Here is a 22355-nt window from a genome sequence, read left to right as displayed (position 1 = left end):
ACCCGCCATGCCGATCGACCGCCGCACGTTCCTGGGCCTCACCGCCGCGCTGGCCGCACTACCGGGCGGCCCCGCGCCGGCCCGCGCCGCCACGATGGAGGCGCCGATGCGCCGCAAGATTCCCGGCACGACCGAACTGCTGCCGGTGATCGGGATGGGCACCGCCGACACCTTCAATGTGGGCAAGAGCGCCGAGGAGCGCGGCCCGCTGACCGAAGTCATGTCGCTGCTGCTCCAGCGCGCCCCCGGCGCCGTGGTCGACACCGCCCCAAGCTATGGCAGCGCGGAAGCCGTGACCGGCGACCTGCTCCTGGCCGCCGGCGCGCGCCGCCGCGTGTTCGTCGCCACCAAGATTTCCACCAGCGCCAGCAACGCGCCGGCCCAGTTCGCGGGATCGCTGTCGGACCTGCACACCGACACCGTCGATTTGCTGCAGGTGCACAACCTGATCGACTGGCGCGATAACCTGAAACTGCTGCGGCAACTCAAGGAGCAGCACAAGGTGCGCTATATCGGCATTACCCATTACCGCGAGGACGCCCACGAGGCGCTGGCCCAGATCCTGCGCAACGAGCGCGTGGACTTCCTGCAGGTCAACTATTCGCTGGCGGAGCGCAATGCGGAGAAGGTGCTGCTGCCGCTGTGCCAGGAACGCGGCGTGGCGGTGCTCGTCAACCGGCCGTTCCAGGACGGGCGATTGTTCTCGGCGATCAAGGGCAAGCCCGTGCCCGACTGGGCCGGCGAGGTCGACTGCACCACCTGGGGCCAGCTCTTCCTGAAATTCATCGTCAGCCACCCGGCCGTGACCACGGCGATTCCGGCCACCTCCAAGCCGCGCAACATGGCCGACAACCTTGGCGCGGGGTTCGGACGGATGCCGGATACGCGCGAACGTGCGCGCATCGCCGCCGCACTCGCGTGAGGCCGCTGCGCCATGACCGTGCCCTCCCCTGACGATGGCGGCCGGCTCCGGCGCGGGCTGGGCATGCATGCCGGCGAGTCCGGCGCCGTGGTGGCGGGGTTCCTGTTCTTCTTCTGCCTGTTCGCCAGCTATTTCATGCTGCGCCCGGTGCGCGAGACGATGGGCATCGCGGGGGGCGTGCAGAACCTGCAGTGGCTGTTCACGGCCACCTTCGTCGTGATGCTGGTGGCGATTCCGTTCTACGGCGCCTGCTGCAAGTGGCTGCCCCGGCGACGTTTCGTGCCGTGGGTCTACGCCTTCTTCATCGCCAACCTGCTGGCCTTCGCGGCGGCCACGCGCGCGGCGCCGGACAACGTCTGGCTGGCCCGCGTGTTCTACGTGTGGCTGTCGGTCTTCAATCTCTTCGTGGTATCGGTGGCGTGGAGCCTGATGGCGGATGTGTTCCGGCCCGAACAGGCGCGGCGGCTGTTTGCGCTGCTGGCCGCCGGCGCCAGTGCCGGCGGACTGGCGGGCCCGGTGCTCGGCGGCTGGCTGGTCGGCCGGATCGGGCTGACGGGATTGATGCTGCTGTCCGCAGCGCTGCTGGCGGCCACGCTGCCAGGAGTCGGCTACCTGTTCCGCTGGCGCCGCCACGTGGGAGCGGGAGCGCCCGACGCCAACGTCTCGCCCGCCCACGCCCAGGACCCCGCCCAGCCGGTAGGCGGTGGCCTGTGGGCGGGACTGGAGCTGGTCATGCGCTCGCGCTACCTGCTCGGCATCAGTCTGTTCGTGATCCTGCTGGCCACGTCGAGCACCTTCCTGTATTTCGAACAGGCCCGGCTGGTGGCCGCGGCGTTCCCCGCGCGCGCGCAACAGACGCAGGTCTTCAGCGCGCTCGACGCCACCGTGCAGGCGCTGACCATCGTCGTGCAGATCTTTTTCTCGGGGCGCGTGGCCCGCCGCTACGGCGTCACCGCGCTGCTGTCGGCGGTGCCGGTCGCCGTGGCGGGCGGCTTCCTCGTGCTGGCGCTGTGGCCGACTTTTGGCGTGCTGGCCGCCGCGATGATCGTGCGGCGCGTGGGCGAGTATGCGTTGCTGCGGCCGGGCCGCGAGATGCTGTTCACCGTGGTGGACCCCGAAACCAAGTACAAGGCCAAGAACGTGATCGACACCGCCATCTATCGTGCCGGCGACGCCGTGAGCGCCTGGGTCAAGACGGCGATCGATACCTTGTCCGGCCATCCGGCGACGGTGGCGCTGGCCGGCGCTGCGCTCGCCATCGTGTGGGCGTCGCTCGGCTGGTGGCTCGGCCGTCGGCACGAAGGACAACTGACCCGCGACGACAACGCGCCCACTGTGCTGGCTCGCGGCACGCCGGGCGGCCGATAATCGCGCATCTGTCTGGCCGCTGCAGGCCGATGCCCGTATAGTCGTGGCCAGCTGGCGGACGCCCTGCGCCGCCCCCCGTTCAAGCCTTGCCAAGGAGTTGCTTCATGAAGACCAAAGCCGCCATCGCCTGGAAAGCCGGCGCCCCGCTGACCATCGAAGACGTGGACCTGGACGGCCCGCGCGCGGGCGAAGTGCTCGTGGAAGTCAAGGCCACCGGCATCTGCCACACGGACTACTACACGCTCTCCGGCGCGGACCCCGAAGGCATCTTCCCCGCCATCCTGGGCCACGAGGGCGCGGGCATCGTGACCGACGTGGGCCCCGGCGTGACCTCGCTGAAGCCGGGCGATCACGTGATCCCCCTCTACACGCCCGAGTGCCGCCAGTGCAAGTTCTGCCTGTCGCGCAAGACCAACCTGTGCCAGGCGATCCGCGCCACGCAGGGCAAGGGCCTGATGCCCGATGGCACCTCGCGCTTCTCGATCGACGGCAAGCCCATCTTCCACTACATGGGCACGTCCACGTTCGCCAACCACATCGTCGTGCCCGAGATCGCGCTGGCGAAAATCCGCCCGGACGCGCCGTTCGACAAGGTCTGCTACATCGGCTGCGGCGTCACCACCGGCGTGGGTGCGGTGCTGTTTACCGCCAAGGTGGAAGCTGGCGCCAATGTGGTGGTGTTCGGCCTGGGCGGCATCGGCCTGAACGTGATCCAGGCGGCCAAGATGGTCGGCGCCGACAAGATCATCGGCGTGGACCTGAACCCGGCGCGCGAATCGATGGCACGCAAGTTCGGCATGACCCACTTCATCAACCCGAAGGACGTCGGCAACGTGGTGGACCACATCATCCAGCTAACCGACGGCGGCGCCGACTACTCGTTCGAGTGCATCGGCAATACGCAGGTCATGCGCCAGGCGCTGGAGTGCTGCCACAAGGGCTGGGGCAAGTCGATCATCATTGGCGTGGCCGAGGCCGGCGCGGAGATCTCCACGCGTCCGTTCCAACTGGTGACGGGCCGCGAGTGGAAAGGCTCCGCATTCGGCGGCGCACGCGGCCGCACGGACGTGCCGAAGATCGTCGACTGGTACATGGAAGGCAAGCTCAATATCGACGACCTGATTACCCACACGCTGCCGCTCGATCGCATCAACGAGGGCTTCGACCTGATGAAGCGCGGCGAGTCGATCCGGTCCGTGGTGTTGTACTGAGGGCGGGCCATGGAACTGCTGTCCGAACACGCTTGCCACGGCGGCGTCCAGCGCTTTTATCAGCACCAGTCGGCGGCCATCGGGCTGCCGATGCGGTTCTCCGTGTTCCTGCCGCCGCAGGCACTCGCCGCGGGCGCGGCACGCCTGCCGGCGTTGTTCTATCTGGCCGGGCTCACCTGCACCGAGGAAACCTTCGCCATCAAGGCCGGGGCCCAGCGCCATGCGGCGGCACATGGGCTGATCCTGATCGCACCGGACACCAGCCCGCGCGGCGCCGGCGTGCCGGGCGAGTCGGAGGCGTGGGACCTTGGCGTCGGCGCCGGCTTCTATGTCGACGCCATCGAGGCCCCGTGGCGCATGCACTGGCGCATGGAAAGCTATGTGGCCGACGAACTGTTCGAGCTGGTCACCACCGCGCTGCCGGCGGACCCGGCGCGCGTCGGCATCTTCGGCCATTCGATGGGCGGACACGGCGCGCTGGTGCTGGCGCAACGGCATCCGCGCCGCTTCCGCTCGGTCTCGGCCCTCGCTCCAATCGCCGCGCCGTCGCAGTGTCCGTGGGGCCAGAAGGCGTTTGCCGGCTACCTCGGCGAGGATCGTGCGCGCTGGGCGCAGCATGACGCCAGCGCGCTGATGGCTGCGCAGGCCTCGCCACCGTATCCGGCCGGCATCCTCGTCGACCAGGGCCTGGCCGACAAATTCCTCGCCGAGCAACTGCACCCCGAAGTGTTCGAGGCCGCCTGCAAGCAGGTGGGGCAGCCGTTAACGTTGCGCCGGCATGCGGGCTACGACCACGGCTACTACTTCATCACGACGTTTATCGAGGACCATATCCGGCACCACGCCGCCCAACTCTGAGCGGAGACGCGCGCGATGCCGATGGAATGGAGCGATATCCGGATCTTCCTGGCCATTGCCCGGGCCGGCACGCTGCAGGGCGCCGCGCGCGCCATCGGCCAGACCCAGCCGACGATGGGCCGGCGGCTGCGGGCGCTGGAGGACAGCCTTGGCCATACGCTGTTCCAGCGTACCGCCGACGGACTGGTGCTGACCGATGAAGGCGCGGGGATGCTGGCGCATGCCGAGCGGATGGAAGAAGAAGCGATTGCGCTGGAGCGCACGCTGGCCGGACAGGGGGAAGTCCTGGAAGGCGCGTTGCGCGTGTCGTCGTCGGACTGGTTCGGCGTGCATGTGCTGGCGCCGGTCATCGCGGACTTCGTGCGCGCGCATCCGCGTGTCAGCGTGGAGCTGGTGACGGAGTCACGCCTGCTCAGCCTGGCGCGCCGCGAAGCGGACCTCGTCTTTCGCATCCGCCCGTTCGACGAGCCCGACATCATGCAGCGCAAGCTCATGCACATGGACTATGGGCTGTACTGCGCCACCAATGCCACCGCGCCAACTCTCGGTGATGGCACCGGGCAAGGCTTGGTCACGATGGACAGCGCCTTCGCGGACTTGCCCGATGTCACCTGGCTGCGCCAGCAACTGCCCAACGGCCATGTGGTCTTCCGCAGCAACAACCGCGAGGCGCAAGCACGGCTGTGCGCCGCCGGGGCCGGCGTGGCGGTTTTGCCCCGGCTGCTGGCCGAGCGCGTCGGCGGGCTCCGCATGGTGCCGACCGAAACGCCGCCGCCGGGCCGCGATGTCTGGGTCGGCTATCACCGCGACCTGCGCCGGCTGGCGCGCCTGCGAGCGCTGCTGGACGCCACGCTGCTGGCACTGGCCGATCACTGATACCTGGGTCGACGCCATCGCTGGCGTCGCGCTGCGCTGGCTTAGCGGGCGATATCCACCACCAGCTTGCCGCGCGCCGTGCCCGCTTCAATGGCCAGATGGGCATCGAGCGCGCTCTCGAGCGTAAAGACGCGCGGGTCCAGCAGCACGGACAGCTTGCCGGCATCCATCAGCTTCGCCGCTTGCACGAGGATTTCGCCATGGTGGGTGCGACCCTTCCCCGTCAGCATCGGCATCAACGTGAAGACGCCCGAGTACGTCGCCGCGCGGAATGACAGCGGCGCCAGGCTGTGCGTGCCCCAGCCCAGGCAGCTCACCACGTGACCGCCGTAGGTTCGCGCGGCCTTGAACGACGCGTCGAGCACGGCGCCGCCCACGGTGTCGTAGACAACGTCGAAGCCCTCGCTCGCCGTGTATTCGCGAACGTAGTCGTCGACCGACATCGTCGCGTAGTCAATGAACGTGGCGCCGAAGCCTTCGATGGTGGATCGCTGGCGCGCGCTGCCCGTGGCGAAGACCCTGGCGCCCAGCGATACGGCGATCTGCACCGCAATATGGCCGACGCCCCCCGCGCCACCGTGCACCAGCACGGTCTGGCCGGCCTGCAACCTGGCGCGGTCCACCAGACCCTCCCACGCGGTGATGAAGATCAATGGCAACGCGGCGGCCTGACGCGCCGTCACGGTCTTCGGCTGCGCTGCGAGCAGATCGGCATCCACCGCCGCGTATTCGGCCAGCGAGCCTTGCAGGCCGCCCACACCGCCGGTCATGCCGAAGACGGCATCGCCGACTTCGAACCGGTCGACGCCCTCTCCCACCGCCTCGACCACGCCGGCCAGATCCAGCCCGAGTACCGCCGGGAACGGATGGCGGGCGTGGTCCGCCTTGCCTGCGCGGATCTTGGTATCGAGCGGATTCACGCCGCTGGCGAGGATGCGAACCAGAACCTGGCCCTTGCCGGCGACGGGCTTGGGCAGGCGGATCGCCCTGAACGGCGCGCCAGGGCCCTCGACGACGAGGGCCTGCATGGTGGAGTCGGGGTGATTGGGGTGATTGGGGTGATTGGGGTGATTGGGGTGATTGGGGTGATTGGAGTTATCGGGCATGGTGCTCTCCTGGCCGGATCACGGCGTAGCTGGAATGTCACCATTGTTGGATACGCCCCCATGTCGGTAAATCGACGATTTCGTTTGGGGTGCATGCAGGAATGTTGGGGCGTTCGAGCGGGCTGAACTGACCACAACCGGCCTCCAGATTGCGCGCGAAGTCTCCCTGACGTCATTGTTTTCGCTCCGGGAGAGGATCATGCGTCATGTCGGCTGCTTTCCTTTCGCCTGCCAAATCATTCATCATTGACGCCACAACCGCCCTGCTGCCTGGGCTTTGCCCCAACTCCATCGACTCCCCCATGCCTGCCTACCATCCGGATCCCATCGTCATGCTGTCGGCCCGGCAGCTCTCCCAGGCCATCCACGCTGGCGATTTGTCCAGCCGGCAGGTCATGGCTGCCTACCTCGCCCACATCCAGCGGATCAACCCGCTCAGCAATGCCATCGTGGCCCTGCGCGATGAGGACGCCCTGATGAAGGAGGCCGCGGCCGCCGACGACGCGCTGGCGGCCGGCAAGTCATCGGGATGGCTGCATGGGGTGCCCCAGGCTCCCAAGGACCTGGCCATGACGCGCGGCATTCGCACGACGTTCGGATCCCCGATCTACAAGGACAACGTGCCGGCGACCGATGCGCTGATCGTCGAGCGGGCGCGCAGGGCCGGCGCCATCCTGATCGGCAAGACCAACACGCCGGAGTTCGGGCTGGGCTCGCAGACTTTCAATCCGGTCTATGGCGCGACGCTGAACCCGTACGCCCCCTCGCGCACCGCTGGCGGCAGCAGTGGCGGCGCCGCGGCGGCCCTGGCCCTGCGGATGCTGCCGGTGGCCGATGGCAGTGACTTTGGCGGATCGCTGCGCAATCCCGCCGGCTATTGCAATGTGTTTGGTTTTCGCCCTTCGGCTGGCCGCGTGCCCTATGGCCCGACGCCGGAGTTGTTCCTGCCGCAACTCGGATGCGAAGGGCCGATGGCACGGACCGTCGCGGACCTGGCACTGCTGCTGTCCACGCAGGCCGGCCCCGACGCCCGCACGCCGCAAGCGCTGCCGGAAGACCCGGTGCTGGCGGCGCTGACGCCGGACACCGTCGCAGGCGTGCTGGAGGCGGACCTCAAGGGCAAGCGCGTGGCTTGGCTGGGCGACTGGGGCGGCTACCTGCCGATGGAGGACGGCATACTGACCCTGTGCGAGCAGGCCCTGCGCTTTTTCCCGGATTTCGGCGTGACCGTCGACGCCATCCGTCCACCCTATCCTCCCGAGAAAATCTGGCAGACGTGGCTTGTGCATCGGCACTTCCTGGTCGGCAACGCACGCATGGCGCTCTACAAGGCCGAGGCCACGCGCGCGCAACTGAAGCCCGAGGCCATCTGGGAAATCGAAGGCGCGCTCGACCTCAAGGCCAGCGACCTCTACGCCGCCAGCACGGACCGCAGCGCGTGGTACAACGCGCTGCAACGCACATTTGCCGATTTCGATTACATCGCCGTCCCCACGGCGCAGGTGTTTCCGTTCGACGTCGGCCAGCCCTGGCCAAAGACAATCGCTGGCCGGCATATGGACACCTATCACCGCTGGATGGAGGTCGTGGTGGCCTGGACGCTGTCGGGGTGCCCGGTCATCAGCGTGCCGGTAGGCTTCAGCGCCGAGGGCCTGCCGATGGGGATGCAGCTGATCGGCAGGCCCCGCGACGACCTGAGCGTACTGCGCCTGGCCGCGGCCTATGAGCAGGCGCGCGACTGGGTAGCCGAGCGGCTACCTCCGTCCATCGACGGTTAGAGGTTGGTTAAAAAAGATCCTGGCGTCGTTGCGCGGCCTTGCCGTACCACTTGTACTGTCTGCGGCCGCGCGCCTAGTCAGGACCGCTTCGCTTCATTTTTAACCAACCTCCAGGTGGCACTACCAAGCCGACTCTGGCGCCGATCCACGGCGCCCGGCAACCGGCGTCGTTCAGTCCGCTTCGTACTTCGGTGAACGCGGGCCGTACAGCAGCCCGCCCGGCGTGCCGGTGGTCAGCAGCCGCGACGTGGTCACGGCGGCAATGCCGTGGCCGGTATCGGCGATGCTGTTGGCGATCTGCTTGACCGCCGCCGTCACCAGCATGCCGATGAGGCCGCCACCACTGCTGTTGTTGCCCTCGTTGCTCGATGCCGATGCCGCCCCCGTCCACAGCGTGTCACCGGTCTTCAGGTCCACCAGCTTCGCCTTGGCCCTCACGACGGTCACGCTATCCAGCACCAGGTACTTGGTCCCGTAGTCGGACACCGTGAGGTACAGCGCGGCATCGGCGCCGAAGATCTCGCGCAGTTTGCCGGGCGCGACGGCATGGATGTCGCCCGGCGTCTGCAGACCGTTCTGGCGGAACGTCTCGTCGACCAGCGTGACCGGCAGGACGTAGTAGCCACCTTCGGCCAGCGGATAGGTGGACAGCGACATCATGCTGTACGTGGCCTGCACGGCGGGCGATTCGTTCAGCGGTGGCAACACCAGGATCGATCGCGGGCGGCTTTCCTTGAACGCCGCGTAGTCGACAGTGCGCTTCGGCGCAGCGCAGCCAGCCATCAGCGACACAACTGCCAGCAGGGGCAAGATGCGGGTCCGGCGTGCGGTCATTGCTTGCCTCCTTTGCGAGTGACGTTCTTCATCAGGAAATCGATATAGGTTCCGGATTCCGGGAACAGGGTCTTTTCGGTCTGGAAGGACCGCATCATCTCGTCGTCCTTGCCCTGATCGGCGTAGAGCAGGCCAAGGTGCGCATGAAATCCTGGTGGCGGCGTCTTGCCAGACGCCAGGATCTTCTGGAGGTCAGCTTCCAGCACGGCCAGTTGCGCGGCCTTCGATTCGCCCTTGAAATACTCGTAGACCTGGGGCTGGTATTGCTCCCATTGATAGAGCGTCGGGGCTGGCGCGGCGCAGCCGGCAAGAATCAGGGTGGAGGCGACCGCAAGCCCCGCAAGGCGCGATCGTCGCAACATCATCGCTTTCATTTCACGTCCTCGGATTGGCAAGTCATGGGTTGGCGGGCTTCCACGCGCCGCTCTCGATGCCGTCGACCAGGCGCGTCACGGCTTGCCTGACCGCCAGATCCAGCACCTTTCCGTTGAGCGTCGAGTCATAGCTCGATGTGCCGCCAAAACCCACCACCTCGCGGCTGGACAGCGCGTACTCGCCGGCCCCCTGGGCGGTGAAGCGAACTTCCGAGGTCCGGATATCCACCACGTTCAGCGCCACCTTGGCGTAGGCGACCTGCACCTTGCCCCGGCCGAGGATGCCGAACAACTGGACATCGCCCGTCTCCTTGCGGCCGAACTCCGTCACGTCGCCCGTGATGACAAAACCCGCGCCCTTGAGTGCCTGCGCCTGTCCGGCGAGCCTTGCCTCGCGGGCGATCTCTTGCATGTTGTCGCGATCCAGCACGTTGAAGCGCTGGGTCTGCTGCAGGTGGGTGATCAGAATCGTCTTAGCCTGGCCGCCCAGTCGGTCGATGCCATCCGAGAACACGCCGCGCATGTAGCTGGAACGGTTATCGAATTTTCCGACTGCAATCGGCGTCCGCGCGCCGACGTACGGCCGGCTGGCGGCCTCCACCTGCGGCACGTCGACGGTCCTCGATGATTCCGCCGCACAGCCCCCCAAGGCCATGAGTGTCGCCAACCCGAGCGCGGGCAGCGTGCGTTGCATCTTCACTTGCGTGTTTCCTTTCTTCGATGGTCAGGGGGCGCTTGGCGGTCGCGCACCGGCATCAGCGGCACGGAATTCTGGAGAAGCAGGCTAGCGAAGGAAGCCGTGTGATGGAAACGCTATCTGGTGGCTGCGCGCGTTTTCGTAAATCGGCGATGTTTGCGGACGCAGGAATGCAACACACCGAAAGGCTCTGGGGGGCACTTGCGATGCATCAATGCGCGAGGCGTCGCCAGTCAAACCGGAAACGGCGTGAGAGGGAGGCAACCGGATTCAGGACGCCGCGTGAAGGCGTGTCCGCGGTGAACTATGCTGAAGGACCCTCCCCGACTTCAGGAGCCTGATATGCGGACTTCGCTACACATCCTGGCGTCGCTCGTGCTGCTCTGCGCGAGCGGTGCGGTGCTGGCGCACAACTGCCCCAACGAGATGAAGGCCATCGACGCCAGGCTTGCCACCAAGCCGGCGCTGTCGCAGGCGGACCTTGCCAAGGTCCAGAAACTGCGCGCCGAGGGCGAAGCCCAGCACAAGGCGGGCGATCACGATGCGGCGATGAAATCCCTTGGCGATGCCAAGAAGATCCTGGGCATCTGAACGGCCCGTCCAGCCCGAACCATGACGTGACACGGCCCGCTATCCGGCGGGCCGTTTGCAATTTCCGCGCATACAGGAAGGGATCTCGCCAGGAGGCTCTGGCGGTCGTTGCGATGCATCAATGCGCGACGCGGTGGCCACATCCATGCTGAGGCTCCTTTCAACTCTTAGGAACCTGCGATGCGGAATTCGCGATACATCCTGGCGGCGCTCGGGCTGCTCCTTGCGAGCGGTGCCGCGCTGGCACACTACTGCCCCGCCGACATGAAGGCCATCGACGCCAGGCTTGCCACCAAGCCTGCGCTGACCAAGTCCGACATGTCCAAGGTCCAGAAGCTGCGTGCCGACGGCGAGGCGCAGCACAAGGCCGGCGATCACGATGCCTCGGTGAAATCGCTCGGCGAGGCCAAGAAGATCCTCGGCCTCTGAGCCACTCGCCACACGACACGGCCCGCCAGATGGCGGGCCGTTTTTCGTTTGTTCGTCGTTGATCCGCCGCGCGTCAGGCCACGCGCCGTAGCTGGCGTTCGGCCCCCGCGAACAGCGGCGCGGCCCGCTCCGCCGCCAGGCGGATGCGGTCCTGCAGCGCCTTGCTGCCAACCTGATAGCCGTCGAAGTCCGTCGTCGACGCATACACGCCGATGGGCAGCGTCAGCGCCTGGAGGAAGCCGAACAGCGGCCGGAACTGATGCTCCAGCACCAGTGCATGGCGGTCGCTGCCACCGGTGGCGGCCACCAGCACGGGCTTGTCCACCAGCGCCGTCATCCCCACCAGATCGAACAGGTGCTTGAAATGGCCGGGGAACGACCCCCGATACACGGGCGCGGCGGCAATCAGCAGGTCGGCGGATTCGATGGCCGCCAGTTGCGCTTCGATCTCCGCCGGCAGTTCCTCGCGCGACAGCGCCTGACCAAGCGGCCGCGCGATCTCGCTCAGATCCACGATCTGGGCCTCCAGCACCAGGCGCTGGTCGAGCTCCGCCAGCAATGCCTGAACCAGGACGAGCGTCCGGGACGGTTGATGGGCGCTGCCGTTGACGGCAACCACTTTCAAGGGTGTGGCCACGGTGTATCTCCGGTTGTATCGATCCACACCTTAGCGCCCTGCCGGCCAGCCGTGAACGAAGCAAATCGACTATGGATAGACGGCAGGCACGCCAACGCCTGCGCCCCAGACAAAAACGGCGGCCCTTGAACTGACGTCAGGCCGCCGCTTTCCCGCAAGGCTGGCGCCCCGCTCAGAACGACGGCACCATCGCACCCTTGTACTGGGCCTTCATGAACTGGCGCACCTCTTCCGACTGATACGCGGCGACCAGCTTCTTCACCCACGGCTTGTCCTTGTCCTGGGTGCGTACGACGATGATATTGGCGTACGGGCTGTGGATGTCTTCCAGCGCGATGGCATCCTTGGTCGGCTGCATGCCGGCGGCCAGCGCATAGTTGGTGTTGATCACGGCGGCGCCCACATCAGGCAGCGAGCGGGCGAGCTGGGCGGCATCGAGTTCGACGATCTTCAGCTTCTTCGGATTCTCGGCCACGTCCAGCGCGGTGGCGTTCACGCCGTTGGTGCCCACGCCGGGCTTGAGCTTGATCACGCCTTGCGCGGCCAGCAGCAGCAGCGCGCGGTTCTCGTTCGACGGATCGTTGGGCACGGCCACCTTGGCGCCCTGCGGCAGGTCCTTCGGCGACTTCAGCTTGGCCGAGTAGATGCCGAGCGGCGAGATATACGTGTAGCCCACGCTGACCATCTTGTAGCCGCGCTGCTTGACCTGGCTATCCAGGTACGGCTGGTGCTGGAAGCTGTTGGCATCCAGGTCACCGGCATCCAGCGCCGCATTGGGCTGCACGTAGTCGTTGAACTCCACCACCTTTACGTTCAGGCCATTGCGCTTGGCCACCTTCTGCACCACTTGCCAGACTTCGGCGTCCGGGCCGCTGACCGTACCCACGCGGATGGTCGGTTCCTGGGCGGCCGCGCTGCCGGCGGCCACGATGCCCAGCGCCACCACGGCGGCGGACAGGGTCTTCGAGATCGAAAGCGTCTTCATACGTCTTGTTTCCTGGGAATCAATGGGCCGCCGCCGCGGATCGGACGGCGGCCAGGCCACGCCGGATGAGCGCAGGCCGGGGCAGAAGCTTACCTCAATGCGTCTCGCCGGCCGCCGGCCCGGCGTGTTTCTCGCCGACCGGGTGGCTGGCCACCTTGGGGGCGTCCTGCCAGCCGCCGCCGAGTGCCACGAACAGGTTGATCTGGTTCATCGCCAGCTGCGCGTCGGATGCCGCCAGCGCCGCATCGCTGCCGGCCAGCGTCCTGTCGGCATCCAGGCTGTTGAGGTACGGCGAGCGGCCGGCCTGGTACAGCAGGCGATTCTGGCGCGCGGCCTCATCCGCCTTGTCGCGGGCATCGCGCAGCGCCTGATTGCGGTCCAGTTCGTGGGTGTACGCGGACAGTGCGCTCTGCGTCTCGCGCAAGGCGCGCAGCACCACGCCGTCGAACTGCGCCAGCGCACCTTCGGCCCCGGCCTCCATGTTGTGGATGCGGGCGCGCGTGCCGCTGGTCGGCAGCGTCCACGAGATCATCGGCCCATAGCCCCAGTGCGCGGTCGGCGCCTGGCCAAGGTGATCGAGGATACCGGTGAAGCCGGCGGAGGCGCCGATGCGGATCTGCGGATACAGGTCCGCCGTGGCCACGCCGATCTTGGCCGTGGCGGACGCCAGTTCGCGTTCGGCCTGGCGGATGTCCGGGCGGCGCTTCAGCAGCGCCGCGCCATCGCCCACGGGCAGCGCCTGACGCAGCGCCGGCACGTGTTCGCAAGCCACGCTGCGCATGTCCAGCGCGGTGGGCGGCTTGCCCAGCATGACGGCCAGCCGGTACGCGGCCACTTCCTGCTCGGCGCGATACTTCGGCAGCGTGGCGCGCAGCGTATCGGCCTGCGCTTGCGCCCGCAGCAGATCCGTCGGCTGGCCGCGTCCCGCATCGACCAGCTTCTGCGCGAGCATGACGCCGCGCTGCTGCAGATCGAGCTGATGCTGCGCAACGTGCAGTTCATGCGTGGCCGTGCAGCCCTGCATGTAGGAGCGCACGGTTTCCGCCACCACGCCCACGCGCGCCTGATCCAGCGCGGCCTGGCTGGCCTGCGTGCCGGCCAGCGCCGCCTCGTCCGCGCGGGCGAGCTTGCCGAAGAAGTCGATCAGGTACGACACATCGAAACCCACGTCCCCGAAGTTGAAGACTGGAATCTTCTCTTCCTTCAGCAAGGGCTCGCCGGCGATCTGGCCGCGCTCCGCACTGGCGCGGAACCGCGTCTCCGGCAGGTTCTCGGCCTCGACCTCGTGGTAGACGGCGATGGCGCGCTTGAGGTTGGCGGCGGCCACGCGCAGATCGGTATTGGCTACCAGCGCCTGCTGCACCAGTTCGTCAATGCGGGGATCGTCATACAGGCGCCACCAGTCGTTGGGCACCTCGCCGATGGACACCGCGGGACTGTCGGTGCCCTGGAACGGGCCGTTGGCGGCGGACGATTTCACGGCGGCATCCTCGGGCACCTTGTGGTCAGGGCCGACGGTCATGCAGGCGGCCAGCGCCAGCGGCAACATCGCCGCCAGCGTGGTCCGGACAAGGCGTTTCACTGCACAGCTCCGGTTACGGCCACGCCCTTGCCGGCGAGCGCGACCTTGTCATGGGAGGACGGCGTTGCGGCAGCCGGCGCGGCAGGCGCAGCCGGGGCCGCCTGGTCCGGCGACTTGCCATCGGTCTTCACGGACACCGTGGCGGTGCGGCCCGCCACCAGGCGCACATCGGCCGGCATCTGGTCGAACTGGATCCGCACCGGCACGCGCTGCGCCAGCCGCACCCAGTTGAACGTCGGATTCACGTTGGGCAGCAGGGTCGACCCGCTGGTGCGGTCGCGATCCTCGATGCCGGCGGCGATGCTCTGCACATGGCCGTGCAGCACGCGCGTCTCGCCCATGATGCGGATGTCGACCGGGCTGCCGATCTCGATGCCGTGCAGCTTGGTTTCCTCGAAGTAGCCCTCCACGTGGAAGGACGTCGCGTCGACCATCGACAGCACCGGCTTTCCGGTGCTCACGTAGTCGCCCAGGCGCGGCAGGCGGTCGTTGACGTAGCCGTCCACGGGACTCAGCACGCGGGTGCGCTCGAGGTTCAGCTTCGCAACGCCGATGGCGGCCTCGGCCTGCGCCAGCGTGGCCTCGCCCTGCTGCACCTTGGCCAGGCCTTCCTCGATGACTTCCTTCGACACCACCTCGGCCAGCTTCTGGCTGCGGCCGGCCTCGCGCCGGGCCTGCGCCAGGTTGGCGCGCACGGCGGCGGCGGTGGCCTGCGCCTGCTGCAGCGCCAGCGCGTAGCGCTCATGATCGATCTCGAACAACACGTCGCCAGCCTTCACGCGCTGGTTGTCCTTGACGGCGATACGCGTGACCAGGCCGGACACGTCCGGCGCCACCTGCACCACTTCGGCACGGATGTGGCCGTCGCGCGTCCACGGCGCCACGGTGTAGTAGTCCCACAGATGCTTGACGACAACCGCGCCAACGGCGGTGACGGCCAGCGTCAGCACGACTGGCCCGAGCGAGGAGAGTTTGAGTTTCATGATTGCAGCCACGGCACGACCACAACCACCCCACCCAGGACGATTGCGTACAGCGCCAGATTAAACAGGGAACGGTGCCACACGAGCTTGTAGAAGCCGACGCGCGTCAGCACGGCGCGCGCGCCGCTCGTGATCACAAAGGCGGCGAGCATCCACACCAGCAGGCTGGGCACGAACACGCCATAGATACTGAATTCACCGGGCATCAGGCTTTTCCGGAAACGGGCGCCGGCGACACCGCCGGCGGAAACAGGGCCACTTGCATTTCGACCAGCGCGGCCATCGCGATGCGCGACCCCACCTTCTGCCGGGCGTTGGCCAGTCGTGTGCGCAGCGCCGGCGGCGGCGCATCGGCGTCGCCATCGAGCCGGGCCTTGTAGTAGCCCGAAACGCTGCGCAGCACGCGCTTCACCGCGTGTTGCTGGTCGGCCGGCATGTCGGGCATCTCGCGTTGCAGCGCCAGCGTGCTCAGCCCGACGCGCACTTCGCTGAAGCCGTCGGCGGACACTTCGCTTTCGCTCGCGGCCAGCCGCGGCACCAGTTGCGCCAGGCGGTCCAGCATGCGGGCGCGCAGGCTGGCATGGGACTCCGGCTTGCCGCCGACGGCATTCGCGGCGATATCGCCCCATCCGGCACGCACCAGCCGGCGCGTGGCCGCACGAGTGCCGAAAGGCCGCAGCGCGAGCGTCCAGACCAGCGCGAACAGGATGCCGGCGATACCGGCCACATTGGTGTTGAAGAAGGTGTGGAAGTTGGCGCTGTAGGCGCCCTGGATGCCGATGTCGTTGGCGGTCACCACGGCAAGCGGCATGCCGATCATCGCCAGGCGCGGCTGCGCCACCAGCAGGCCAATGATCAGGTACGGCACCGCGAACATCATCACCAGCATCTCGAAGTCGTGGGCCACCGGCAGCACCGCGAACACGAACACCATCGAAATCAGCAGACAGACCACGTTCCAGGTGAAGAACGACCGGATCATCGGTGCCGGCTCGTCCATCGCGGCAAAGAAGCAGCACGAGATGGCGCCCAGCGCCACGGCGCCAGCGCCATCGGCCCAGCCCATCCAGATCCAGATCATGCCCATCGTGAAGATGGCCATGGCCACCGTGACGGTGGAGAACAGCAGCATGCCGTGGTCGTAGTGGCGCGCGCGGCCCACATCCCAGCGCTGGAATTCCGGCGCCCATGTGTGCGCCATGTGCCGCTCGCCGATACTGCGGCACAGCGTCACGCAGTCCGTCCAGAGCGCCACCATCTGCGCCAGCCGGTCTTCCGCCGCCGTGACCAGCGCGGCGTCCCACGATGCCTCGAGCGGCGTCTCGGCCAGCGTTGGCGGCGCCCCCACCGCGCCTGCCTCGATCCACGCCTTGACGGCCTGCATCTGCGCGGCCAGCGGCGCCGGTACGCCACCGGCCGCCTGCAGGCTCTCCACGGCAGCGGCCAGCGAGGACAGCACCGGCAGCAGCATCGTCATGCGGCCACGCAGTTCGCGCGCGGCGCGCACCCTGGCGGCGGTTTCGGTGTCATAGGAGAGCTGGCTGATCAACTGGTCGAGTGCCAGGATGTCGGCGGCCAGACGGTGGCGGCTGTGATGGCGCGTGACCTGTGCGCCGGGGCTCGCGGACAGCATGTCGCCGGCCCAGAGCGCCGCGTCGCCCATCCATTGCCGGGATTTGTCGCGCAGCACGTCGGCAACACTGGCCGGCCACACCAGCGCACCGACCACGCTCGCGCACAGGATACCCAGGCAGATTTCCTCGGCGCGTGCGACGGCGATATCGAAGATGCCGGCGGGATTGTCGACGGCCGGCAGCGCCACCAGCGGCAGCGTGTAGGCCGCCAGCATGAAGACGTAGCTGCGCGGCGTGCGATGCAGCAGCGCCACGTAGAGCAGGCAACCGGTCCAGATGGCCACCGCGGCCATCAGCAGCGTCGGCGCGTTGACCAGCGAGGGCACGATCGCCACGCCGGCGGCGGCACCCAGCAGCGTGCCCAGCACGCGGTACAGCGCCTTGGAGCGCGTGGCGCCCGTGAGCGGGTGCGCCACGATATAGACCGACCCCATCGCCCAGTAAGGACGCGGCAGGCCCAGGTACAACGCAATCCACAACGCCAGCATGGCGGCGATAAAGGCTTTGACGGAAAAGATCCAGTCTCTTCCGGATGGCCAACTACCCATGACGTTCAGGACTCCTGCTTGCCCGAGGATGAGGCGGCGGCTGCCGCGCGTGACAAGGCGTCCAGCACGCGCAGCGTGGCGGCCATGTCGGCCTCGCTGACTTCCGCGAAGACCTCCGCGCGCAGTTGCTTGAGTTCGACTTCGATCTGCTCCGCCATGCGATCGCCGGCTTCCGTCAGCGACAGCACATTGGCACGCCGGTCGCTCGGGTCCACCTCGCGGCGGACCAGGCCGGCGGCGCTCAACTGATCCACGAGCCGCACCAGCGTGGCACCTTCCACGCCGACATAGTCGGCCAGCGTGACCTGGCGAACCCCGCCACCCAGCCGGCGAACAAACAGCAGCGGCGCGGCGGCCGCGGCAGAGATGCCGTGGGCGGTCACCGCTGCCTGGCTGATCTGGCGCCATTGGCGACCCGCCAGCATGAGCTGGCCGGTGAAGGCGAAACGAAGGGCATCGATCTTTGGCATGGGGCGAATGATAGACGTGAATTTATTAGGATGCAAACTATTTCTCTACGAACTAGTTCAAGCGCGGTATGCGGCACCCGGCAGCCACGTCCATCGCGTGATGCGGCTGTTGCCTCACCAGCCCCCTCTCGCCCGATTCAACATATGTGTTTGAAATGCTGGCTTGACACCTCCTAAGCCGCTTCCTTAAATGAGTTGGCGATCTCGCCACTCTGACCCGACCACACATCGCCATGGAACCCACCGTCGACCCGCAGCGCAAACAGGAAGAGCTCCGCAGCTTTTTGTTCCTGACCGCCGTGATGGTGCCGGTGCTTTCCGTGATCATCGTGGCCGGATATGGGTTCATCGTCTGGATGACCCAGATTGTGAGCGGGCCGCCGACGCACTGACGCGTGCGTCGCTATTTATAGAAAGATATGCAGTTCCTGCAGCACTGATTGAAACGGCGCGCAGCCGAAGGACAGTCATGCCAGGTGCAAAGCATTCGATCCCCATCCTGCCGCTACCGTCAGGGGGCACGGACGACGTCAGCGGCAACACCGACGAGTGGCACATCGCCGGCGTGCTTGTGCATGTGCGGCCCGGCAGTCTTGACGACGTACGCGCCGCCATCGAGGGCATGACCGGCGCCGAAATCCATGCGGCCAGTGACACCGGCAAGCTCGTTGTCACGCTCGAGGCACCGAGCTCGCGCGCCATTGCCGCCCATCTCACCTATCTGCACCAGCTTGATGGCGTTCTGGGCGCCACGCTTGTGTATCAGCACAACGAGGACGCGTGCGCCATGCACGAGGAGATCGTCCATGACACTCACTCGCCGGGACTTTATTAAGCAGACCGCCGTGGCGGCCACCGCGTCGGTAGCCGGTATCACCCTGCCCGCTGACGCCGCGAACTTTGTCACCGACAAAGACCTGACCAAGCTCAAGTGGGACAAGGCGCCGTGCCGCTTCTGCGGCACCGGGTGCGGCGTGACGGTGGCGGTCAAGGACAACAAGGTGGTGGCCACCCAGGGCGATCCGCAATGCGAGGTCAACAAGGGCCTGAACTGCGTGAAGGGCTACTTCCTGTCAAAGATCATGTACGGGCAGGACCGGCTGACCAAGCCGCTGCTGCGCATGAAGAACGGCCAGTACGACAAGAACGGCGACTTCCAGCCCGTGAGCTGGGACAAGGCGTTCGACGTCATGGAAGCCCAGTTCAAGCGCGTACTGAAGGAGAAGGGACCCACGGCGGTCGGCATGTTCGGCTCGGGCCAGTGGACGATCTGGGAAGGCTACGCGGCGTCCAAGCTGATGAAGGCCGGCTTCCGTTCCAACAATATCGACCCCAACGCGCGGCACTGCATGGCGTCGGCGGTGGCCGGGTTCATGCGCACATTCGGCATGGACGAGCCGATGGGCTGCTATGACGACTTCGAGGTCGCCGACGCCTTCGTGCTCTGGGGATCGAACATGGCGGAGATGCACCCGATCCTGTGGACGCGGGTGACGGACCGGCGCCTGTCGGCCCCCAAGACGAGGGTGGCGGTGCTGTCCACGTTCACCCACCGCTCCTACGACCTGGCGGACATCCCGATCATCTTCACGCCGCAGACGGACCTGGCGATCCTGAACTACATCGCGCACTACATCATCACCAACAACAAGGTGAACAAGGATTTCGTCAACAAGCACACCGTGTTCAAGCAGGGAGTGACCGATATCGGCTACGGCCTGCGGCCGGATAATCCCTTGCAGAAGGCGGCCAAGAATGCGGCCGACCCCGGCGCCGCCACCCCCATCACGTTCGACGAGTTCGCGAAGTTCGTCGCCAAGTACGACGCGGCCTACGTCAGCAAGCTGTCCGGCGTGCCGCGCGACAAGCTGGATGCGCTGGCGGCCTTGTACGCCGATCCCAATATCAAGGTGGTGTCGTTCTGGACCATGGGCTTCAACCAGCACACGCGGGGCAGCTGGGCCAACAACATGATCTACAACCTGCACCTGCTGACGGGCAAGATCTCCACGCCGGGCAACAGCCCGTTCTCGCTGACCGGGCAGCCGTCGGCTTGTGGCACGGCACGCGAGGTGGGCACGTTCTCTCACCGCCTGCCCGCCGACATGGTGGTCACCAACCCCAAGCATCGCGAAGAGGCGGAGCGCATCTGGAAGCTGCCGCCGGGCACGATCCCCGACAAGCCGGGCTATCACGCCGTGCTACAGAACCGGATGCTCAAGGACGGCAAGCTCAACGCGTACTGGGTGCAGGTCAACAACAACATGCAGGCCGCGGCCAACCTGATGGAGGAAGGCCTGCCCGGCTATCGCAACCCGGCCAATTTCATCGTGGTGTCCGACGCCTACCCCACCGTGACGGCGCTCGCGGCGGACCTGATCCTGCCCGCCGCAATGTGGGTGGAGAAGGAAGGCGCCTACGGCAACGCGGAACGGCGCACACAGTTCTGGCATCAGCTGGTCGATGCCCCGGGCGAGGCGCGCTCCGATCTTTGGCAGCTCGTCGAGTTCTCCAAGCGCTTCAAGGTGGAAGAGGTGTGGCCAGCCGACCTGATCGCCAAGAAACCGGAACTGAAGGGCAAGACGCTCTACGAGGTGCTCTTCCGCAACGGCCAGGTCGACAAGTTCCCGGAGAAGGAGGCCAGCGCCGACCACCACAACGCCGAAGCCAAGGCGTTCGGGTTCTATATCCAGAAGGGACTGTTCGAGGAATACGCCAGCTTCGGGCGCGGGCACGGGCATGACCTGGCGCCGTTCGACGCCTACCACGAGGCGCGCGGGCTGCGCTGGCCGGTCGTCAACGGCAAGGAGACCCGCTGGCGCTACCGCGAAGGCAGCGACCCGTACGTCAAGGCCGGCACGGGCTTCCAGTTCTACGGCAACCCGGACGGCAAGGCCGTGATCTTCGCCCTGCCGTACGAACCCGCAGCCGAATCGCCGGACAAGGAATATCCGTTCTGGCTGGCCACCGGGCGGGTGCTCGAACACTGGCATTCGGGCTCGATGACCCGACGCGTGCCCGAGCTGTACCGCGCGTTCCCCAACGCCGTGGTTTTCATGCATCCGGAAGACGCGCGCGCCTTGGGGCTGCGGCGCGGCGTGGAGGTGGAGGTGGTATCGCGGCGCGGCCGCATGCGGTCCCGCGTGGAAACGCGCGGCCGCGACCAGCCGCCACGCGGGCTGGTGTTCGTGCCCTGGTTCGACGCCAGCCAGCTCATCAACAAGGTGACGCTGGACGCCACCTGCCCGATCTCCCTGCAGACCGACTTCAAGAAGTGCGCGGTCAAGATCGTGAAGGTATAGGAGGCCGCCATGCACCTGTTGATCACCCGATGCGCAAGGTGGCGGCCGTGGGCGCTGTCGATCGCGGCCGGCATGACGCTGGTCGCCGGCATGGCCCACGCCCAGGGTCAGGGCCAAAGCCAGGGCGTGGTGGATGCCATGCGCGGGCCGACGCCGATCGCCAGCGAACCCAAGCCGCCGCTGCTGTACCCGACGGAAAACAAGGACATACGCCGGACCCGCAACTACACGATGCAGCCTCCGACGATCCCGCACAAGATCGACGGCTATCAGCTCGACAAGGACTACAACCGCTGCATGTTCTGTCATGCGCGCACGCGCACGGAGGAAACCCAGGCCATCCCGGTCAGCATCACGCACTACATGGACCGCGATAACAACGTGCTGGCGGACGTATCGCCACGCCGCTACTTCTGCACCCAGTGCCACGTGCCGCAGGCCGATGCCAAGCCACTGGTCGGCAACACGTTCACGGACGTGGAGACGCTGCTCAAACGCCCATCCGGGGCCAAGGGCGGCAAGAGCGCCGTCAAGCCCTAGCGGACCCCACGATGATTGACCTGCTCAAGCGCTACTGGCGCACCATCAACCGGCCCAGTGCCTATTTCAGCCTCGGATTCCTGACGCTGGGCGGCTTCATCGCCGGCGTGATGTTCTGGGGCGCCTTCAACACCGCGCTGGAGTTGACCAATACCGAAGCGTTCTGCACCGGTTGCCACGAGATGCACGACAACGTCTACCAGGAGCTGCAGGGCACCATCCACTTCACCAACCGCAGTGGCGTGCGCGCCAAGTGTTCGGACTGCCATGTGCCGCACAACTGGACCGACAAGATGGCGCGCAAGATGCAGGCGTCGAAGGAAGTCTGGGCCAAGATCTTCGGCACCGTCAACACGCGCGAGAAATTCCAGGAGCACCGGATCGTGCTGGCGCAGCACGAATGGGCGCGGTTCAAGGCCAACGACTCACTCGAATGCCGCAACTGCCATGACTACCAGTCGATGGACTTCACGCGCCAGAGCCCGCGTGCGCAGGCGATGCATTCGACGTACCTGGCCAACAAGGAAAAGACCTGCATCGACTGCCACAAGGGCATTGCCCACCATCTGCCCGATGTCTCCAAGGTGGAAGGCGCCAGCGAATGACGATGATGCACGCCCACCGGTCCGG

24 protein-coding genes are annotated in these 22355 nt (G+C 66.8%); 13 read left to right on the top strand and 11 right to left on the bottom strand.

Features of this window, described 5'->3' with window-relative positions:
* The first annotated feature begins 7 nt into the window (after positions 1 to 7).
* The 5 genes from BLR29_RS23560 (at position 8) to BLR29_RS23540 (ending at position 5235) form a co-directional block, all read left to right on the top strand.
* On the top strand, positions 8 to 922 hold the full coding sequence (locus tag BLR29_RS23560) for an aldo/keto reductase (protein ID WP_092140184.1): 915 nt from the start codon (positions 8 to 10) through the stop codon (positions 920 to 922).
* A 12-nt stretch (positions 923 to 934) separates the two neighbouring features.
* Positions 935 to 2290, top strand: a complete 1356-nt coding sequence (locus BLR29_RS23555) for an NTP/NDP exchange transporter (RefSeq protein ID WP_092140178.1) — start codon at positions 935 to 937, stop codon at positions 2288 to 2290.
* A gap of 104 nt (positions 2291 to 2394) precedes the next feature.
* On the top strand, positions 2395 to 3501 hold the full coding sequence (locus BLR29_RS23550; RefSeq protein WP_092140177.1) for an S-(hydroxymethyl)glutathione dehydrogenase/class III alcohol dehydrogenase: 1107 nt from the start codon (positions 2395 to 2397) through the stop codon (positions 3499 to 3501).
* A gap of 9 nt (positions 3502 to 3510) precedes the next feature.
* Positions 3511 to 4359 carry an S-formylglutathione hydrolase gene (gene fghA / locus BLR29_RS23545; protein ID WP_092140175.1) on the top strand — a complete coding sequence of 283 codons (849 nt, stop codon included), beginning with the start codon at positions 3511 to 3513 and terminating at the stop codon, positions 4357 to 4359.
* A gap of 21 nt (positions 4360 to 4380) precedes the next feature.
* A complete protein-coding gene (locus BLR29_RS23540; protein ID WP_092140387.1) occupies positions 4381 to 5235 on the top strand; it encodes a LysR family transcriptional regulator in 855 nt (284 codons plus the stop codon).
* Between the two features lie 41 nt (positions 5236 to 5276).
* On the opposite strand, the gene BLR29_RS23535 is transcribed toward BLR29_RS23540, so the two are convergent.
* Positions 5277 to 6263 (bottom strand): zinc-dependent alcohol dehydrogenase family protein, encoded by a 987-nt coding sequence (locus BLR29_RS23535; RefSeq protein ID WP_218132714.1) that lies wholly within the window; start codon positions 6261 to 6263, stop codon positions 5277 to 5279.
* A 380-nt stretch (positions 6264 to 6643) separates the two neighbouring features.
* Between BLR29_RS23535 and BLR29_RS23530 the strand changes: the two genes are divergently transcribed.
* Positions 6644 to 8119 (top strand): amidase, encoded by a 1476-nt coding sequence (locus tag BLR29_RS23530; protein ID WP_092140380.1) that lies wholly within the window; start codon positions 6644 to 6646, stop codon positions 8117 to 8119.
* A gap of 171 nt (positions 8120 to 8290) precedes the next feature.
* Here the strand turns inward: BLR29_RS23530 and BLR29_RS23525 are convergent, their stop codons facing one another.
* From BLR29_RS23525 to BLR29_RS23515, 3 genes are read right to left on the bottom strand one after another with little or no spacing between them, the layout of a single operon-like run.
* A complete protein-coding gene (locus tag BLR29_RS23525) occupies positions 8291 to 8953 on the bottom strand; it encodes a DUF799 domain-containing protein (protein WP_092140162.1) in 663 nt (220 codons plus the stop codon).
* On the bottom strand, positions 8950 to 9327 hold the full coding sequence (locus tag BLR29_RS23520) for a DUF4810 domain-containing protein (protein WP_218132711.1): 378 nt from the start codon (positions 9325 to 9327) through the stop codon (positions 8950 to 8952). The genes BLR29_RS23525 and BLR29_RS23520 overlap by 4 nt, the downstream gene beginning before the upstream one ends.
* Before the next feature lie 22 nt (positions 9328 to 9349).
* Positions 9350 to 10021, bottom strand: a complete 672-nt coding sequence (locus tag BLR29_RS23515; RefSeq protein WP_092140378.1) for a CsgG/HfaB family protein — start codon at positions 10019 to 10021, stop codon at positions 9350 to 9352.
* Between the two features lie 345 nt (positions 10022 to 10366).
* Here BLR29_RS23515 and BLR29_RS23510 point away from each other — a divergent pair, with 345 nt between their 5' ends.
* On the top strand, positions 10367 to 10615 hold the full coding sequence (locus BLR29_RS23510; protein ID WP_092140160.1) for a hypothetical protein: 249 nt from the start codon (positions 10367 to 10369) through the stop codon (positions 10613 to 10615).
* A 180-nt stretch (positions 10616 to 10795) separates the two neighbouring features.
* Positions 10796 to 11044, top strand: coding sequence for a hypothetical protein (locus BLR29_RS23505; protein ID WP_092140158.1), 249 nt, complete (start codon positions 10796 to 10798; stop codon positions 11042 to 11044).
* 73 nt (positions 11045 to 11117) lie between these two features.
* On the opposite strand, the gene msuE is transcribed toward BLR29_RS23505, so the two are convergent.
* The 7 genes from msuE to BLR29_RS23470 all read right to left on the bottom strand — a co-directional run bounded on the left by msuE (position 11118) and on the right by BLR29_RS23470 (position 17883).
* A complete protein-coding gene (msuE, locus tag BLR29_RS23500; protein WP_092140156.1) occupies positions 11118 to 11681 on the bottom strand; it encodes an FMN reductase in 564 nt (187 codons plus the stop codon).
* 172 nt (positions 11682 to 11853) lie between these two features.
* Positions 11854 to 12666 (bottom strand): MetQ/NlpA family ABC transporter substrate-binding protein, encoded by an 813-nt coding sequence (locus BLR29_RS23495; protein WP_092140155.1) that lies wholly within the window; start codon positions 12664 to 12666, stop codon positions 11854 to 11856.
* A 94-nt stretch (positions 12667 to 12760) separates the two neighbouring features.
* Entirely contained in the window at positions 12761 to 14248 is a 1488-nt protein-coding gene (locus tag BLR29_RS23490) for an efflux transporter outer membrane subunit (protein ID WP_092140154.1), read from the bottom strand.
* Positions 14245 to 15231, bottom strand: a complete 987-nt coding sequence (locus BLR29_RS23485; RefSeq protein WP_176861040.1) for an efflux RND transporter periplasmic adaptor subunit — start codon at positions 15229 to 15231, stop codon at positions 14245 to 14247. Before BLR29_RS23485 ends, BLR29_RS23490 begins: the two co-directional genes overlap by 4 nt.
* Positions 15228 to 15437 carry a DUF1656 domain-containing protein gene (locus BLR29_RS23480; protein WP_092140152.1) on the bottom strand — a complete coding sequence of 70 codons (210 nt, stop codon included), beginning with the start codon at positions 15435 to 15437 and terminating at the stop codon, positions 15228 to 15230. The genes BLR29_RS23485 and BLR29_RS23480 overlap by 4 nt, the downstream gene beginning before the upstream one ends.
* Positions 15437 to 17413 carry an FUSC family protein gene (locus tag BLR29_RS23475; protein WP_092140151.1) on the bottom strand — a complete coding sequence of 659 codons (1977 nt, stop codon included), beginning with the start codon at positions 17411 to 17413 and terminating at the stop codon, positions 15437 to 15439. Before BLR29_RS23475 ends, BLR29_RS23480 begins: the two co-directional genes overlap by 1 nt.
* Positions 17414 to 17418: 5 nt before the next feature.
* A complete protein-coding gene (locus BLR29_RS23470) occupies positions 17419 to 17883 on the bottom strand; it encodes a MarR family winged helix-turn-helix transcriptional regulator (protein ID WP_092140148.1) in 465 nt (154 codons plus the stop codon).
* A gap of 233 nt (positions 17884 to 18116) precedes the next feature.
* Between BLR29_RS23470 and napE the strand changes: the two genes are divergently transcribed.
* From napE to BLR29_RS23445, 5 genes are all read left to right on the top strand, one after another.
* Entirely contained in the window at positions 18117 to 18275 is a 159-nt protein-coding gene (gene napE / locus BLR29_RS23465; protein ID WP_092140146.1) for a periplasmic nitrate reductase, NapE protein, read from the top strand.
* A gap of 77 nt (positions 18276 to 18352) precedes the next feature.
* A complete protein-coding gene (locus tag BLR29_RS23460) occupies positions 18353 to 18718 on the top strand; it encodes a chaperone NapD (protein WP_092140137.1) in 366 nt (121 codons plus the stop codon).
* A complete protein-coding gene (gene napA, locus BLR29_RS23455) occupies positions 18690 to 21185 on the top strand; it encodes a periplasmic nitrate reductase subunit alpha (protein ID WP_092140135.1) in 2496 nt (831 codons plus the stop codon). Before BLR29_RS23460 ends, napA begins: the two co-directional genes overlap by 29 nt.
* 72 nt (positions 21186 to 21257) lie before the next feature.
* A complete protein-coding gene (locus BLR29_RS23450; protein ID WP_092140376.1) occupies positions 21258 to 21725 on the top strand; it encodes a nitrate reductase cytochrome c-type subunit in 468 nt (155 codons plus the stop codon).
* Between the two features lie 11 nt (positions 21726 to 21736).
* Positions 21737 to 22330 (top strand): NapC/NirT family cytochrome c, encoded by a 594-nt coding sequence (locus tag BLR29_RS23445; RefSeq protein ID WP_092140134.1) that lies wholly within the window; start codon positions 21737 to 21739, stop codon positions 22328 to 22330.
* Positions 22331 to 22355 lie beyond the last annotated feature (25 nt).

Source organism: Cupriavidus sp. YR651, from assembly GCF_900101625.1.
In the GTDB taxonomy this organism is placed as follows: domain Bacteria; phylum Pseudomonadota; class Gammaproteobacteria; order Burkholderiales; family Burkholderiaceae; genus Cupriavidus.
This window is presented reverse-complemented; position numbering and strand designations above follow the sequence as displayed.

Bases quoted from the DNA above. Each gene is read 5' to 3' on its own strand.
- BLR29_RS23560 (WP_092140184.1), top strand. From the start codon at position 8: ATGCCGATCGACCGCCGCACGTTCCTGGGCCTCACCGCCGCGCTGGCC.
- BLR29_RS23555 (WP_092140178.1), top strand. From the start codon at position 935: ATGACCGTGCCCTCCCCTGACGATGGCGGCCGGCTCCGGCGCGGGCTG.
- BLR29_RS23550 (WP_092140177.1), top strand. From the start codon at position 2,395: ATGAAGACCAAAGCCGCCATCGCCTGGAAAGCCGGCGCCCCGCTGACC.
- fghA (WP_092140175.1), top strand. From the start codon at position 3,511: ATGGAACTGCTGTCCGAACACGCTTGCCACGGCGGCGTCCAGCGCTTT.
- BLR29_RS23540 (WP_092140387.1), top strand. From the start codon at position 4,381: ATGGAATGGAGCGATATCCGGATCTTCCTGGCCATTGCCCGGGCCGGC.
- BLR29_RS23535 (WP_218132714.1), bottom strand. From the start codon at position 6,263: ATGCAGGCCCTCGTCGTCGAGGGCCCTGGCGCGCCGTTCAGGGCGATC.
- BLR29_RS23530 (WP_092140380.1), top strand. From the start codon at position 6,644: ATGCCTGCCTACCATCCGGATCCCATCGTCATGCTGTCGGCCCGGCAG.
- BLR29_RS23525 (WP_092140162.1), bottom strand. From the start codon at position 8,953: ATGACCGCACGCCGGACCCGCATCTTGCCCCTGCTGGCAGTTGTGTCG.
- BLR29_RS23520 (WP_218132711.1), bottom strand. From the start codon at position 9,327: ATGAAAGCGATGATGTTGCGACGATCGCGCCTTGCGGGGCTTGCGGTC.
- BLR29_RS23515 (WP_092140378.1), bottom strand. From the start codon at position 10,021: ATGCAACGCACGCTGCCCGCGCTCGGGTTGGCGACACTCATGGCCTTG.
- BLR29_RS23510 (WP_092140160.1), top strand. From the start codon at position 10,367: ATGCGGACTTCGCTACACATCCTGGCGTCGCTCGTGCTGCTCTGCGCG.
- BLR29_RS23505 (WP_092140158.1), top strand. From the start codon at position 10,796: ATGCGGAATTCGCGATACATCCTGGCGGCGCTCGGGCTGCTCCTTGCG.
- BLR29_RS23495 (WP_092140155.1), bottom strand. From the start codon at position 12,666: ATGAAGACGCTTTCGATCTCGAAGACCCTGTCCGCCGCCGTGGTGGCG.
- BLR29_RS23485 (WP_176861040.1), bottom strand. From the start codon at position 15,231: ATGAAACTCAAACTCTCCTCGCTCGGGCCAGTCGTGCTGACGCTGGCC.
- BLR29_RS23480 (WP_092140152.1), bottom strand. From the start codon at position 15,437: ATGCCCGGTGAATTCAGTATCTATGGCGTGTTCGTGCCCAGCCTGCTG.
- BLR29_RS23475 (WP_092140151.1), bottom strand. From the start codon at position 17,413: ATGGGTAGTTGGCCATCCGGAAGAGACTGGATCTTTTCCGTCAAAGCC.
- BLR29_RS23470 (WP_092140148.1), bottom strand. From the start codon at position 17,883: ATGCCAAAGATCGATGCCCTTCGTTTCGCCTTCACCGGCCAGCTCATG.
- napE (WP_092140146.1), top strand. From the start codon at position 18,117: ATGGAACCCACCGTCGACCCGCAGCGCAAACAGGAAGAGCTCCGCAGC.
- BLR29_RS23460 (WP_092140137.1), top strand. From the start codon at position 18,353: ATGCCAGGTGCAAAGCATTCGATCCCCATCCTGCCGCTACCGTCAGGG.
- napA (WP_092140135.1), top strand. From the start codon at position 18,690: ATGACACTCACTCGCCGGGACTTTATTAAGCAGACCGCCGTGGCGGCC.
- BLR29_RS23450 (WP_092140376.1), top strand. From the start codon at position 21,258: ATGACGCTGGTCGCCGGCATGGCCCACGCCCAGGGTCAGGGCCAAAGC.
- BLR29_RS23445 (WP_092140134.1), top strand. From the start codon at position 21,737: ATGATTGACCTGCTCAAGCGCTACTGGCGCACCATCAACCGGCCCAGT.